We start from the raw sequence: 14225 nt of genomic DNA on the forward strand, positions 1-14225 counted from the left end.
CTATGGCCAGCACCACCTCAACCGGGACCGCAAGTCCCTCGGCACCGGTCCGTGCCTCATCCCGAGCACCGGACGACACCAAGCTCGCCCTGCTCTTCATCCTCCCCGCGTTCATCGGCTACGTCGCCTTCATGCTGTGGCCGACCTTGCGCGGGATCTACCTGAGCTTCACCAAGTACAACCTGTTGACGCCGCCGGAGTTCAACGGCTTGGACAACTACACCCGGATGGTGCAGGACCCGATCTTCTGGAACTCGCTCAAAGTCACCCTTTGGTATGTCGTTCTCAACATCGGGTTCCAGACGCTTTTCGCTCTCGTGATCGCCGTCATGATGCAACGGCTGACCCAGAAGACATGGCTGCGAGCGATCGTGCTGACGCCCTATTTGGTCTCGAATGTCGTTGCTGCGATGATCTTTATCTGGATCCTCGACTACCAACTCGGCATCGGCAACGCGGTCCTCGACTGGATCGGCATCGGGCGCATCGGGTTCCTATCGGACGAGACCTGGGCGATCCCGACGATAGCGGCGATCAACGTCTGGCGCCACGTCGGCTACACGGCGCTGCTGATCTTCGCCGGCCTGCAGACGATTCCCGAGACCGTCTACGAGGCGGGCCGGATCGACGGGGCGAGTGAGAACCGGATGTTCCGGTCAATCACGATTCCGCTCTTGCGCCCGATCCTCGCGCTCGTGCTGATCATCACGATTGTCGGCTCCTTCCAGGTCTTCGACACCGTGGCGATCGCCACCCAGGGCGGGCCGGGCAACGCCACCCGGGTGCTGCAGTACTACATCTATGACCTCGCCTTCGGGCGGTTCCAATTCGGTTATGCCTCAGCGCTTTCCGTGGGGCTGTTGATCGTGCTGATGGTGATCTCCATCGCGCAATACAAGCTCTCCCGCGCCGACACGAGCGATCTGGACTGAGGAAGGAGCAGACGCGATGACCACCACCGTGCAGTCAGACCTCGAAGTCACCCCGCAGCCACCCACCGCAGCTCCAGAGAAGCCGCGCTTCAACGTCGGCAAGGCGCTGGCGTGGACGTTCATGATCCTCGTCATCATCGGCAGCCTGTTCCCGTTCTACTGGATGCTGCGAACCGCGTTGTCCAACAACCGAGCCATCTATGCCGACCCGAGCAACCCACTGCCCGTGCAGTTCTCGACCGGCGGGTTCGAGCGGGTCTTCGGCATGCAAACCGGCGAGGAAGCACTCGCCGAGGGCGGTGCCGGACAGTCGATCAACTTCTGGCGCTACCTATTCAACTCCATCGTCGTCTCCACGCTGGTCACGGTCGGGCAAGTCCTCTTCTCGGCCATGGCGGCATACGCCTTCGCCCGACTGCGGTGGAAGCACCGCGAGAAGGTCTTCATGTTCTTCCTCATCGGGCTGATGATCCCCAGCATCTTCACGTTGCTGCCGAACTTCGTGCTGATCAAGCAGCTGGGGCTCGTCGACACTCTGCTGGGTGTGGCCCTGCCGACGATGATCATGACGCCGTTCGCGATCTTCTTCCTGCGCCAGTTCTTCCTCGGCATCTCCCGCGAGGTCGAGGAGGCGGCGCTGATCGACGGCGCGTCCAAGGTGCGGGTCTTCTATGGCCTGATCGTGCCGATGTCCGCCGCGCCGATCACCACGTTGGCGATCTTGACCTACATGGCCTCCTGGAACGACTACTTCTGGCCGTTGATGGTGTCCTACACCGACAAATCCCGGGTGCTCACCGTCGGCCTGGGAGTCTTTAAGTCCCAGACGCCGCAGACCGGTCCGGACTGGGCCGGGCTGATGGCCGCCACCTTGGTCGCCGCCTTGCCCATGCTCGTGCTGTTCTCGCTGTCGGCCAAGCGCATCGTCAACTCCATCGGCTTCAGCGGGATCAAGTGAGGTGCCCAAAATGAAATCCAGCGCAAGACGATCGTCACGTATGCCGCGGACCCGCCGCCGCACGGCGCTCACGGTTGCTGCACTGTCCATACCGGCTGTCGTGTTATCGGGCTGTGGCGGCGGCTCGGGATCGGCCAACGCCAACGAGATCTCCTACTGGCTGTGGGACTCGGGTCAACAACCGGGCTACCAGAAGTGCGCCGACGCCTTCGCCAAGGAGAACCCCGGGCTGAGCGTCAAGATCACCCAATACGGTTGGGGCGACTACTGGTCCAAGCTGACGGCCGGGTTCATCGCCGACACGGCTCCGGACGTGTTCACCGACCATCTCAACAAATTCGCCCAGTTTGCCGACCTGAAGGTCCTCCAGCCGCTCGACGAACTCGAACCGACCAAGGGCATCACCGACAGCGACTACCAGGAGGGTCTGGCCGAGCTGTGGAAGGGCCAGGACGGCCATCGGTATGGCGCTCCGAAGGACTGGGACACGATCGCGATCTTCTATGACAAGAAGAAGGTCAAGGAGGCCGGCATCACCCAGGAGGAGATGAACAATCTGTCGTGGAACCCCGACGACGGCGGGACCTTCGAGCAGGCGGTCGCGAAGCTGTCGATCGACAAGAACGGCAAGCGCGGCAACGAGGCCGGGTTCGATCCCAAGAACGTCGTGCAGTTCGGCTGGGCCTCCGACGGCGCAGGCGAGGGCTGGGGCCAGACCCAGTGGTCCCCGTTCACCGGGAGCATCGGCTGGCAGGCCACGGACAAGAACCCGTGGGGCACCAAGTTCAACCTCGACGACCCGAACTTCCAAAAGACCATCGACTGGTACTTCAGTCTGGTTGACAAGGGCTTCATGCCGACCTATGCCCAGCGCGGTGGCGCGAACTCGATCGGTCCGGACAAGCAACTCCAGACCGGGATGGCGCCCATGGGGTTCAACGGGTCGTGGATGATCTCCAGCTACGCCGCAATGGAAGACGCCGACGGCAACAAGATCGACGTCGGGATCGCGCCGGTGCCGACCGGACCGGACGACAAGCGATCCTCGATGTTCAACGGGCTCGCCGACTCGATCACAACGCAGGCGCGCAATCCCGAGGCCGCGGCGAAGTGGGTTGCCTTCCTGGCCGGCGAGACCTGCCAGGACATCATCGGCGAGTCCGGGGTGGTCTTCCCGGCCCGGCCCAAGGGCACGCAGTTGGCGATCGACTTCAACAAGTCCGACCGCGGCTTCGACGTCACCCCGTTCACCGATCTGGTCAAGAACAAGGAGACCTTCCTCTTCCCGGTGACGAGCAACGCGGCCGACATCCTGGCCCTGAACACCCCTGCCTTCGCCAAGATCTACCTCCGGGAGGCCGACGCGGCAACCCTGACCGATCTGAACACTCAACTGAACGATCTGTTCAAGGTTGCCGGCTGAGCTGGGCCCGCCCACCAGCCAGGCACCCATGAGCACACGGTGAGGCTTGATCCCCACCGTGTGCTCACGTGTGCGGTGCCGAGGGGCATGGGAACCTCGACCCGGCCCGTGGAGTATGAGGGGCAGGACGAGCGCTGGAGGATCGTGACGGGACCGTGACCGGCCTTCGGGCTGAAGCCGCTGAGGCCGCAGTCATTGCCCGCGTGCGCGCCGGGGAGGCGGCGGCATACGCGGAGCTGGTTGCTGCCCACGCGGGGGCAGCAACGCGCCTCGCCCAGCTCAGCGGTGCCGGCTCGGATGCGGATGACGTTGTTCAGGAGGCCTTCGTGAAAGCCTATGTGGCACTGGATAGTTTCCGCGAGGGAGCGGCATTCCGGCCGTGGTTGCTGCGAATCGTGCTCAACGAAAGCAGGAATCGGCACCGCGGGCGAGAGCGGCAATTGCGGCGTGAGGCGCGAGCTGGGCGGATGGACGAGCGGGCTGGGTCGCCCGATCCGGCGGAGCAGGCGGTGCTGACCGAGCGGCAGCGGCGGCTGCATGCCGGCATCGCTGCCTTGCCGGAGCACTATCGCGAGGTCGTCACCTGCCGCTATCTGATGGAGTTGAGCGAGGCCGAGACGGCCGTCGCCCTGGATCTCGCCCGCGGCACCGTCAAGTCCCGCGTCCATCGGGCGCTGGCACTGATGCGAGCGGAGTTGGGCGATGTCTGAGCAGAATCGGCCCGCTCCCGCCGACGGCCCCACGGGCGACATGTGGGCGGATGGGGATGAGGAGTTGGCCAGGGAACTGGTCGCCCTCGGCAGGGACCTCGACGTGGCGCCGCCCGCCGCCGACCTGACCGACCGGGTTATGGCGGCGGTGGCCGGACTCGCTGCCGGGGAGCGAATCGAAGTCCGGCGGGCCGAAACGGAGGGAGCCGCGACTGTGTCCCCGGCTCGGCGGCATACGGGATCGTGGCGTCGACGTCTGGCCGTCGCCGCGGTGATCGGCGGACTCGCGCTCGTGCCGCCGGTGCGGGCGGCCGTCCTGGAGTGGATCCGGGTCGGCGGCGTCACCGTCGATCGGAGCAGCAGCCCGACGGCGCCGAACTCCACTGCTTCCGTCCCTACCGCGGGAGGGAGCGTGGGGTCGTCAGCCACGGCGATCTCGCCGACGGGGACATCGAGCGCGCCGCCCAGCGACCGGGGCGTGCGAGTGGCCACGCTTGCCGAGGCACGCGAACGGGTGGGATTCCCGATCGGTGCGCCCGCAGGATTGGCCGAGCCCACCTCGATCGTGGTCTCGCACAGCGACCGAGTCGTCGAAATGCGTTGGGGGAGTGGGCCCAACATGGTTCGGCTCGACGTCTTCGCTGGGTCCCCGGACTACGGCTACGTCAAGTCCTCGCCGCACGTCGAGTGGACCGAGGTGGACGGGCATACGGGCATCTGGTTGCCCGAGTCGCACGAGCTTGCCTGGATCGACCGCTTGGGCAGCACGCAGACCTCCAGCCCCAGGATCGCGGGACCCACGCTCGTCTGGGTGCTCCCGCAAGCAGGCGGCGAGGTGACGTATCGGTTGGAGGGGGTTGGCAGTCGGGCCGCCGCGGTCAGGCTCGCCAGCACAGTCGATCCTTAACGATGCCCGGCGCGGCGGCGGGGCAAACCGGACATTCAAACGATCAATGGCCCCCGACACGCCTGCTTTGCACGTTCCAATCACCCGGATCGGCCGCTATTGATCGTTTGAGTGTTCGGAGGCGGGGACGTACGCGAGCGACATGCGGCTATCGCCGGAACCCCTAATCGGGCGGCCGGTGGAACCTCATCTCCCGGGGCGGTGTATGCCGTGCAGCCGGTCACCGGGAGCGGCTGAGCAACGCAGGAGGCAACCATGAGTGCAACGCCAACCATGTCCGGGCCGGTGCATCGGGTTCTGATCCGGGTGCTGCTGACCACATGGCTGATCCTCGGCGTCGGGGTCACCGGCGCCCCAGCCGCGGTGGCGGGCGGCCCGACATCGGTGCTTGCGACCAACTACGCGAGCGGCCTGGCGGGGGCCGCGATCGCCGGGAGCGCGGCATACGAGGATCTCGTCGATGCCCTGGAGGTGAGCGCCGTCGGCAGCAACCAGGTGGCGACGGCACAGACCGAGCCACCGGCCGGCGTGGACCTCGGCACCGCCGACATCCGGCTGACCTGGTTCATCCACGACGTGACCGCCTGGCGGCTCGACGAGATCCATGAGGTTGGCGCGGACATCTGGGTCTCCACTGCCGAGCAATTCGGCGATGGCAGCGTCCATGACGTCACGCCGGTCTGGCGGAAGGTGGCCAACGCCAAGAAGCTTCGGGCGACGCTGATCAGTATGGGCGCGATGGTCGGCGATGCAGACGCACGGTCGTCCACCACCCCCTCCGGCGTGGCCTCCGCCGCACCGGCGGCCCTCCCCACGGTGGCCCAGCCGTCGCCGCCGACCTCCCGCGCGCAGGCCAGCGAGGACGACACCGGGGGCTCGCGCGCGGGGCTGGCGCTGGCCGCGGGGGCACTCCTGCTCGGGTTCGTGGCCGGACGGATCCGGCGCCGTCCCCTCGCGGCGCGCCAAACCTGAGGCGCCGCCAGGCGCCGTGGGCTACCCTTGCCCGTATGCCGTCCGCTCGCCCCCCAGCGCCGACCCGCCGAAGCGGGCGATTTACCGCGCCTTCGGGCGCGGCCGCGTGCTGAGCACGCATACGGCATCCGGTAACTGATCGCTGTCGCGCGTCCGAAGGCTGGCAAGGCCACCTGACCGCAGCGGGCGCCACCTAGACTCGGGCGCGCCCACGAGACCAGCGAAGTGAAGACAATGTCCGGACCCAATACCAACTATGACCCGGTCGAGGTGGCCGCCCTCGCGCCGGAAGCCGTCGAGGCGGCGCGGCAGGCCGCGCTGACCGCCATCGCGGCCGCGCCCTCCCTGGACGCCCTGAAGGCGCTCCGTGCTCCTCACCAGGGCGATAAGTCCCCGCTGGCCACCGCCAACCGGGAGATCGGTGCGCTGCCGCCGAGCGCCAAGGCCGAGGCCGGCAAGCGGGTCGGCCAAGCCAAAGCCACTGTGGCGCAGGCGTTCTCGGCGCGCCAAGCCGAGCTGGAGGCCGAGCGTGATGCTCGCATCCTGGTCGAGGAGGCCATCGACGTCACGCTGCCCACCGGGCGCCGCCCCCTCGGTCGCCGCCACCCCATCGAACTGATGAGCGAACGCATTGCCGACATGTTCGTCGGGATGGGGTGGGAGATCGCCGAGGGCCCCGAGATCGAGGCCGAGTGGTTCAACTTCGACGCGCTGAACTTCGACGCCGACCACCCCGCCCGGCAGATGCAGGACACCTTCTATGTTGCTCCGCCCGGCTCCGGTCTCGTGTTGCGCACGCACACCTCGCCGGTGCAAGCCCGCTCGCTGCTCGAGCGTGGCGTGCCGATCGCAATCGCTTGCATCGGGCGGGTCTTCCGCACCGACGAGCTCGACGCCACGCACATGCCCGCCTTCCACCAGGTCGAGGGCCTGTGCGTGGACGAGGGCATCACGATGGCCCACCTGAAGGGCACGCTGGACACCCTCGCGACGCATCTCTTCGGCGACGGCATCACCACTCGGCTGCGGCCGTCCTACTTCCCGTTCACCGAGCCGAGCGCCGAGATGGACCTGCGCTGCTTCGCCTGCCGCGGCGAAGACCCGAATTGCCGGGCATGCAAGGGGACCGGCTGGATCGAATGGGGAGGCTGCGGCATGGTCAACCGGAATGTGTTGTCCGCCTGCGGGATCGACCCTGACCGCTATACCGGCTTCGCCTTCGGAATGGGCATCGACCGGGCGCTGATGTTCCGCACTGGCGTGTCGGACATGCGCGACATGATCGAGGGTGACGTGCGTTTCGACGCGCAGTTCGGGATGGTGATTTGAGATGCGCGTTCCCGTCGACTGGCTGCGCGAATACGTCGCGGGGCCGCCGGATGCTCGCGGCGTCGACATCGCGGCCGATCTGGTCAAGGTGGGGCTCGAGGAAGAGGGGCTACACACCAGCGGTGTGACCGGCCCCCTCGTCGTTGGTCGGGTCCTGACCAAGGAGCCCGAACCGCAAAAGAACGGCAAGATCATCGAGTGGTGCTCCCTCGACGTCGGCGCCGCCAATGGCAGCGGCGAACCGCAATGGGTCGTGTGCGGCGCGCACAATTTCGAGCCCGGTGATCTCGTCGTCGTCATTCTCCCCGGCGGCTCGGTCTCGACCCCGGACGGGCCGATGGTCGTCACCGCCCGCAAGACCTATGGTCACGTTTCCGCCGGGATGATCACCTCCGAGCGCGAACTCGGGATCGGTGATGATCACACCGGAATCATTGTGCTGGAGCGCTATTTCGCCGACCAGCCAGCGCTCCTGGCCACCCTGCAACCGGGCATGGACGCCATCCCGCTGCTCGGCCTGGACCGAGAAACGGTCGAGGTCAACGTCACCCCGGACCGGGGCTACTGCTTCTCGATCCGCGGGATCGCGCGGGAATACTCGCACGCGACCGGAGCGGCATACGTCGATCCGGTGGGTCCGCTCGCCGAGCGGTCCCCGGCGGTCAACGACAGCGGGTATGCCGTCCGGCTCGCCGACGAGGCCCCGATCCGTGGTCGCGCGGGCTGCGACCGGTATGTCGCGCGGATCGTGCGCGGCATCGATGTCGCGGCACCGAGCCCCGCGTGGATGACGCAGCGGCTGCGGGAAGCGGGAATGCGGCCAATCTCGCTGCCCGTCGACGTCACCAACTACGTCATGCTCGGCCTGGGTCAGCCGCTGCACGCCTTCGACCTGGCCACGCTCGTGGGTCCGATCGTGGTGCGGCGCGCTCGGCCGGGTGAACGGATGACGACCTTGGACGACGTCGACCGCGCGCTCGACCCGACCGACCTGCTGATCACCGACAGCGATGCCCAGCGCCCACTCGCGATCGCGGGCGTGATGGGTGGCGCCGAGACCGAGATCTCCGCGACGACGACCGATGTGCTCATCGAGGCGGCCCACTTCGACCCGGTGAGCATCGCCCGCTCGGCCCGTCGGCACAAGCTGCCATCGGAGGCCTCCCGGCGTTTTGAGCGCGGCGTCGACCCGCAGCTGGCGCCTGCCGCGGCCCAACTCGCCGTCGAGCTGCTCGTCGAATATGGTGGCGGCACAGCCGATCCCGGCGTCACCGATGCCGGCGAGCCGATTGCGCCGACCACGTTTAGCGTCGACCTGGGCCTGCCCGCCCGACTCGTCGGCGTCCCCTATGACGCCGATCGGGTCGTCGAGATACTCCGGGAAATCGGCTGCGCCGTTGAGCCCGAAGGGAACTCGGCGCGGGTGACGCCGCCGTCGTGGCGGCCCGACCTGCGCAATGGCCCCGACCTCGCCGAGGAAGTGGCCCGGATCGACGGCTACGACAAGATCCCGTCCATCGTCCCGAGCGCACCCGTCGGCTCCGGGCTGACCCACGGCCAGGGCGTGCGCCGGCTCGTCGCGAATACCCTTGCTGCGCAAGGGTTCGTCGAGGTGTGGAACGCTCCCTTTGTCGGCGACGACCGGCATGCGGCACTCGGCTACCCGGTCGATGGAGCGCGGCGGCGCACGGTCGAGTTGCTCAACCCGCTCTCGGACGAGGCGCCGCTCATCCGCATCTCGGTCCTGTCGACATTGGTGGATTCGCTGCGCCGCAACGTCTCTCGCGGCTTCAAGGACGTGGCGCTCTTCGAGACCGGTCTCGTCGTGGCGCAGGACGGCGAGCCGTCGACGGCGCCGACCGAGGAGGTCGGCCGCCGACCGGCAGACGAGGTCCTCGCGCAAATCCGGGCCGCCGTGCCGCCCCAGCCGCGCCACCTGGCGTTCCTCATGTGTGGCGAGCGCGACCGGGCGGGGGTCTGGGGCGGCGGCCGCGCCGCCGACGTCACCGATGCGATCGGCACGGCTCTCGATCTCATCGAATCGCTAGGCCTGACCGCACGGACGGTGGCCGACGATGCGATGGCCTTCCACCCCGGCCGGTGCGCCCGGATCGAGCTGGTCGGCGGCGAGTTCGTCGGTCACGTGGGTGAGCTGCACCCCAAGGTGGTCACTGCCCTCGGATTGCCAGCGCGCACCGTGGCCGGCGAGCTCGATCTCGACGTCCTCATCCGGGCAAGTGGTCGTCCAGCGGCGGCGGTGACCTTGAGCACGTTCCCGGTGGCCACGAGCGATGTCGCGCTCGTCGTCGACGAGGCGGTGCGCGCGGCCGACGTCGAGGCCGCGCTGCGCGCGGGCGCGGGGGAGACGCTGGAGTCGGTGGCGCTGTTCGACGTCTATCGCGGTGCCCAAACCGGTGACGGCAAGAAGTCGCTGGCCTACCGGCTGGCCTTCCGCGCGCCCGATCGGACGCTCACTACCGAGGAGGTCTCGTCCTTGCGTGACCGCGCGGTCGCCGCCGCGCTGGCAGCGGTCGGCGCCGAGCAGCGCACCTGACCCGGAGTCGCGGGCTCGACCCGTCGTGCCGCTGGCGGCGACCCGCATGTTCTTGCCAGGGACTGTATAGTCATGCGAGTGAAGCTACGGGTCGCGGTCGCGGGAGCGAGTGGGTATGCCGGAGGCGAACTCATTCGTCTCCTCCTCGGCCACCCCGAGGTCGAGTTGGGGGCGATGACGGCGAGCAGCAACGCCGGTCAGCGGCTCGGGGCCGTTCACCCGCACCTCGGGCCGGTCGCCGACATCCCGATGCAGGCGACGACCGCGGAGGTGCTCGCCGGCCATGACGCGGTCTTCCTGGCACTCCCGCACGGGCACAGTGCCGCGCTCGCGGCGGGGCTGCCCGAGGACGTCGTGGTTGTCGACTGCGGCGCCGACTTCCGGTTGGAGCGCGACCACGACTGGACAGCGTTCTACGACACCCCGTATGCCGGCAGCTGGCCCTACGGGCTGCCCGAGCTCCCGCTTCCGGATGGCCGGCAACGCCAACAGCTGATCGGTGCCACCCGAATTGCCGTCCCGGGCTGCTACCCGACCGGCATCAGCCTGGCACTCGCCCCCGGGCTGGTCGCCGGGGTCATCGAGCCTCGCGACATCGTCATCGTCGCGGCGTCGGGCACCTCCGGTGCGGGCAAGGCGCTCAAGCCGCATCTGCTCGGGAGCGAGGTCATGGGGGCGATGTCGCCCTATGGCGTCGGGGGAGTGCATCGGCATACGCCGGAAATCGAGCAGAACCTGACGCGTGCTGCGGGCACAGCGGCGACGGTCTCCTTCACGCCGACCCTCGCTCCGATGTCCCGCGGGATCTTGGCGACGAGCACCGCGCGGCTCGTGCCCGGCGTCGAGCCCGGCGCCGTGCGCGCCGTGTGGGAGGAGGCGTATGCCGAGGAGCCGTGTGTCACGCTGCTGCCCACGGGCCAGTGGCCGCGCACGAGCGATGTCCTGGGCTCCAACGTAGTTCACCTCCAGATTGCCGTCGACGAGCGCGTGGGGCGATTGATTTGTGTGTCGGCAATCGACAATCTGACCAAGGGAACAGCGGGTGCGGCCATGCAATGCCTCAACCTCGCATTGGGTTTCCCGGAGCTGGCAGGACTATCGCTCGTAGGTGTGGCACCGTGAGAGGTATCGACCCGACCAACCGAAGGGTGGCACCGACATGAGCGTGACCTTCCCACAGGGTTTCCGAGCGGCTGGCGTGACCGCTGGGCTGAAGTCCAACGGTGCTCTCGACCTGGCCCTCGTCGTCAACGACGGCCCCCGGCACGACGCCGCGGCCGTATTCACCGCCAATCGAGTCCAAGCGGCCCCGGTCATCTGGTCGCGGCAGGTCCTGGCGGACCACCGAGTGGACGCCGTCGTCCTCAATTCCGGCGGCGCCAATGCCTGCACCGGGGCCCGGGGATTCCACGACGCCCATACGACCGCGGAAAAGGTTGCCGACGTCCTCGGTGTCTCGCCCGGCGATGTCGTCGTCTGCTCGACGGGGTTGATCGGCGAGCCGCTCCCGATGGACAAGCTTCTGCCCGGGGTTGACGCGGCAGCGGCGGCCCTGAGCGTCACCGGCGGCGAGAGCGCGGCTGAGGCGATCCGGACGACCGACACCGTCGCCAAGACGAGCACCTATGCGGCCACGGGATGGAGTGTCGGCGGCATGGCCAAGGGCGCCGGCATGCTGGCACCGAGCCTGGCGACGATGCTCGTCGTCCTGACGACGGACGCCGTGATCGAGCCGGATCGACTCGACGCCGCACTGCGTCGCGCCGTCTCGCTCACCTTCGACCGGATCGATTCGGACGGCTGCATGTCGACCAACGACACCGTCGTCCTGCTCTCCTCAGGTGCCTCGGGGATCCCGGTCCCGGATCAGATCTTCGAACGGGCCCTGATTGAGGTCTGCGCCGAACTGGCAATCAAGCTGATCCAGGACGCCGAGGGGGCGGCACACGACATCCGCATTGATGTCCGCGGCGCCGCAACGGAATCGGACGCAGTCGAGGTCGCCCGAGCGATCGCTCGCAACAACCTGTTCAAGTGCGCGATTTTCGGCGGAGACCCCAACTGGGGCCGCATCCTCGCGGCGATCGGGACCACGTCAGCAGCCTTCGACCCCAACGCAATCGATGTCACGATCAACGACGTGACCGTATGCCGCTCCGGCGACGTCGGCGACGACCGTTCGCTCGTCGACCTCACCGACCGGCAGGTCCGGATCCAGATCGACCTGCGCGCGGGTGAGGAGGGCGGCGTGCTGTGGACCAACGACCTGACCCATCAATACGTCCACGAGAACTCCGCCTACAGCACATGAACCCCACCCCAACCCTGCGCGACACCACCGGCATCGCCGATGCCGCCGTCAAGGCGGCCACTCTGGTCGAGGCGCTGCCCTGGCTGGAGCGCTTCCGCGATGCCCTCGTCGTCGTCAAATACGGCGGCAATGCGATGACCGACCGCTCGCTCCAGGAGGCCTTCGCCCAGGACGTCGCCTTCATGCGGTATGCCGGGCTGCGCGTCGTGGTCGTGCACGGTGGCGGCCCGCAGATCAAGGCCATGCTGACCCGTCTCGGCATGAGCAGTGAGTTCAAGGCCGGACTTCGGGTCACGACTCCGGAGGTCATGGACGTCGTCCGGATGGTGCTCACCGGGCAGGTGGGTCGCGAACTCGTGGGCCTGCTCAACCAGCACGGCCCGATCGCCGTCGGCCTTTCGGGCGAGGACGCTGCCCTGTTTGGCGCTCGCCGACGCGGGGTCGTCATCGACGGGGTGGAGGAGGACATCGGTCTTGTGGGCGACGTGGTTGAGGTCAACCCCGCTGCCGTGCAGGACATTCTGGCCGCTGGAAGAGTGCCGGTCGTTTCGACGATCGCCCCCGATCTCGATATCGACGGCCAGGTGCTCAACGTCAACGCCGACACGGCGGCGGCGGCGCTCGCCGTGGCGCTCCGGGCGCGCAAGCTGGTCGTGCTGACCGATGTCGAGGGTATTTATGCCGCCTGGCCGGATCGCGGCAGCCTGCTCTCGGAGATCGACCTGACCGGCGCCAAGGACCTGCTCACGCGCGTCGACGCCGGAATGATCCCCAAGCTCGAGGCGTGTGTGAAGGCGGTCGAGGAAGGCGTGTCACAAGCGCATGTCATCGACGGTCGGGCCCCGCATTCGCTTTTGCTCGAAGTGTTCACGTCGGAGGGGACGGGCACGATGATCCTGCCGGATACTCCGAGCGGCTGGGAAGGAACCACCGATGACGGGGACTAGCGACTATCAGGCCAGGTATGCCGACAGCCTCCTCGGTATCTTCGGCACTCCGTCGCTCGTGCTGGAACGCGGCGAGGGCTGCTGGGTCTGGGACGTCGACGGCAACCGGTATCTCGACCTCGTCGGCGGCATCGCGGTGAATGCCCTGGGGCACAACCATCCCGAGTTGGTCGCCGCCGTCTCCAAACAGGTGGCCAGCGCCATCCATATCTCCAACTTCTTCACTTCCCGCGCTCAAATCGAGTTGGCCGAGCGACTCCTGGAACTCGCCGGCGCTCCTGCGGGATCGCGGGTATTCTTTGCCAACTCGGGCGCGGAGGCGATCGAGGGGGCGATCAAGCTGGCCCGCCGAACCGGCCGACCCGGCATCATCGCCGCCGAGGGGGCCTTCCACGGGCGCACGACCGGCGCCCTGGCGTTGACCGCGAAACCGGCCTACCGTGAGCCGTTCGACCCGTTGCTCCCGGGCGTGGTCCGGGTTCCCTACGACGATGTGGCGGCCCTGGAGGCTGCTCTGACGCCGGACATCGGAGCCGTTGTCCTGGAACCGATCCAGGGTGAGGCCGGCGTCGTGGTTCCGAGTCCGGACTACCTGGGCAAAGCCCGTGAACTCACGACCTCCGCCGGCGCCTTGCTGATCATTGATGAGATCCAGACCGGGATCGGGCGCACCGGATCGTGGTTCGCCTTCCAAGAGGCCGGGATCACCCCCGACGCGATCACGCTGGCCAAGGGCTTGGCTGGTGGGGTGCCGATCGGCGCACTGGTGACCTTTGGGCCGGACGTCTCCGGCCTGCTCACGGCCGGCATGCACGGCTCGACCTTCGGCGGCAACCCGCTGGCCGCCTCGGCCGGCCTCGCCGTGTTGGCGACCATCGAGCGCGACGACCTGCTGGGCAATGCTGTCCGCCTCGGCAACCACATTGCCAATCGCGTTGCCGCGCTGGGACATCCGGGTGTTCAAGGGACTCGGGGCCGCGGCCTGCTGCGCGCCATCCAGCTGACCGCCGAGATCGCTCCCGCCGTCGCCGCGCAGGCACGCGCGGCGGGCTTCATCGTCAACCCGGTGCACCCGTCGGCGCTGCGGCTTGCTCCGCCGCTGATCCTCACGACGGCAGAGGCGGACCTGTTCGTCGACGCTCTGCCCACCCTCATCGACGCGGCCGAGGAGACCTCGTGACC

General features: G+C 67.9%; 12 protein-coding genes. All 12 read left to right on the forward strand.

Translation table 11 applies throughout. The features are described from left to right. The first annotated feature begins 2 nt into the window (after positions 1-2). The 12 genes from V9G19_RS18265 to V9G19_RS18320 all read left to right on the forward strand — a co-directional run bounded on the left by V9G19_RS18265 (position 3) and on the right by V9G19_RS18320 (position 14223). Positions 3-932, forward strand: coding sequence for a carbohydrate ABC transporter permease (locus V9G19_RS18265; RefSeq protein ID WP_462286837.1), 930 nt, complete (start codon positions 3-5; stop codon positions 930-932). A gap of 16 nt (positions 933-948) precedes the next feature. Then, positions 949-1890 (forward strand): carbohydrate ABC transporter permease, encoded by a 942-nt coding sequence (locus V9G19_RS18270; RefSeq protein WP_462286838.1) that lies wholly within the window; start codon positions 949-951, stop codon positions 1888-1890. A 40-nt stretch (positions 1891-1930) separates the two neighbouring features. Then, the gene (locus tag V9G19_RS18275) at positions 1931-3313 is read left to right on the forward strand and encodes an ABC transporter substrate-binding protein (RefSeq protein WP_462286839.1); all 1383 of its coding nucleotides are present in this window, start codon (positions 1931-1933) and stop codon (positions 3311-3313) included. A 155-nt stretch (positions 3314-3468) separates the two neighbouring features. Next, the gene (locus tag V9G19_RS18280) at positions 3469-4023 is read left to right on the forward strand and encodes an RNA polymerase sigma factor (RefSeq protein ID WP_462286840.1); all 555 of its coding nucleotides are present in this window, start codon (positions 3469-3471) and stop codon (positions 4021-4023) included. After that, positions 4016-4930 (forward strand): hypothetical protein, encoded by a 915-nt coding sequence (locus V9G19_RS18285; RefSeq protein ID WP_462286841.1) that lies wholly within the window; start codon positions 4016-4018, stop codon positions 4928-4930. The genes V9G19_RS18280 and V9G19_RS18285 overlap by 8 nt, the downstream gene beginning before the upstream one ends. A gap of 255 nt (positions 4931-5185) precedes the next feature. After that, on the forward strand, positions 5186-5902 hold the full coding sequence (locus V9G19_RS18290) for a hypothetical protein (protein WP_462286842.1): 717 nt from the start codon (positions 5186-5188) through the stop codon (positions 5900-5902). A gap of 234 nt (positions 5903-6136) precedes the next feature. Beyond that, the gene (gene pheS / locus V9G19_RS18295) at positions 6137-7231 is read left to right on the forward strand and encodes a phenylalanine--tRNA ligase subunit alpha (RefSeq protein WP_462286843.1); all 1095 of its coding nucleotides are present in this window, start codon (positions 6137-6139) and stop codon (positions 7229-7231) included. Position 7232: 1 nt separating this feature from the next. Beyond that, positions 7233-9785: a phenylalanine--tRNA ligase subunit beta gene (gene pheT / locus V9G19_RS18300; protein ID WP_462286844.1), complete on the forward strand. Its 2553-nt coding sequence runs from the start codon at positions 7233-7235 to the stop codon at positions 9783-9785. A 78-nt stretch (positions 9786-9863) separates the two neighbouring features. Further along, positions 9864-10907 carry an N-acetyl-gamma-glutamyl-phosphate reductase gene (gene argC / locus V9G19_RS18305; protein WP_462286845.1) on the forward strand — a complete coding sequence of 348 codons (1044 nt, stop codon included), beginning with the start codon at positions 9864-9866 and terminating at the stop codon, positions 10905-10907. A 37-nt stretch (positions 10908-10944) separates the two neighbouring features. Then, a complete protein-coding gene (argJ, locus tag V9G19_RS18310) occupies positions 10945-12096 on the forward strand; it encodes a bifunctional glutamate N-acetyltransferase/amino-acid acetyltransferase ArgJ (protein ID WP_462286846.1) in 1152 nt (383 codons plus the stop codon). After that, positions 12093-13043, forward strand: coding sequence for an acetylglutamate kinase (gene argB, locus V9G19_RS18315; protein ID WP_462286847.1), 951 nt, complete (start codon positions 12093-12095; stop codon positions 13041-13043). The genes argJ and argB overlap by 4 nt, the downstream gene beginning before the upstream one ends. Then, positions 13030-14223 (forward strand): acetylornithine transaminase, encoded by a 1194-nt coding sequence (locus V9G19_RS18320; RefSeq protein WP_462286848.1) that lies wholly within the window; start codon positions 13030-13032, stop codon positions 14221-14223. The genes argB and V9G19_RS18320 overlap by 14 nt, the downstream gene beginning before the upstream one ends. The last annotated feature ends 2 nt before the right edge of the window (positions 14224-14225 follow it).

The sequence above is a fragment of the Nostocoides sp. genome, assembly GCF_037045025.1.
Lineage (GTDB): Bacteria > Actinomycetota > Actinomycetes > Actinomycetales > Dermatophilaceae > Nostocoides_A.

What these genes read in the sequence shown, in the direction of transcription:
- argJ (WP_462286846.1), top strand. Translation starts at nt 10,945, where the DNA reads ATGAGCGTGACCTTCCCACAGGGTTTCCGAGCGGCTGGCGTGACCGCT.
- V9G19_RS18275 (WP_462286839.1), top strand. Translation starts at nt 1,931, where the DNA reads ATGCCGCGGACCCGCCGCCGCACGGCGCTCACGGTTGCTGCACTGTCC.
- argB (WP_462286847.1), top strand. Translation starts at nt 12,093, where the DNA reads ATGAACCCCACCCCAACCCTGCGCGACACCACCGGCATCGCCGATGCC.
- V9G19_RS18270 (WP_462286838.1), top strand. Translation starts at nt 949, where the DNA reads ATGACCACCACCGTGCAGTCAGACCTCGAAGTCACCCCGCAGCCACCC.
- V9G19_RS18285 (WP_462286841.1), top strand. Translation starts at nt 4,016, where the DNA reads ATGTCTGAGCAGAATCGGCCCGCTCCCGCCGACGGCCCCACGGGCGAC.
- pheT (WP_462286844.1), top strand. Translation starts at nt 7,233, where the DNA reads ATGCGCGTTCCCGTCGACTGGCTGCGCGAATACGTCGCGGGGCCGCCG.
- pheS (WP_462286843.1), top strand. Translation starts at nt 6,137, where the DNA reads ATGTCCGGACCCAATACCAACTATGACCCGGTCGAGGTGGCCGCCCTC.
- V9G19_RS18290 (WP_462286842.1), top strand. Translation starts at nt 5,186, where the DNA reads ATGAGTGCAACGCCAACCATGTCCGGGCCGGTGCATCGGGTTCTGATC.
- V9G19_RS18265 (WP_462286837.1), top strand. Translation starts at nt 3, where the DNA reads ATGGCCAGCACCACCTCAACCGGGACCGCAAGTCCCTCGGCACCGGTC.
- V9G19_RS18320 (WP_462286848.1), top strand. Translation starts at nt 13,030, where the DNA reads ATGACGGGGACTAGCGACTATCAGGCCAGGTATGCCGACAGCCTCCTC.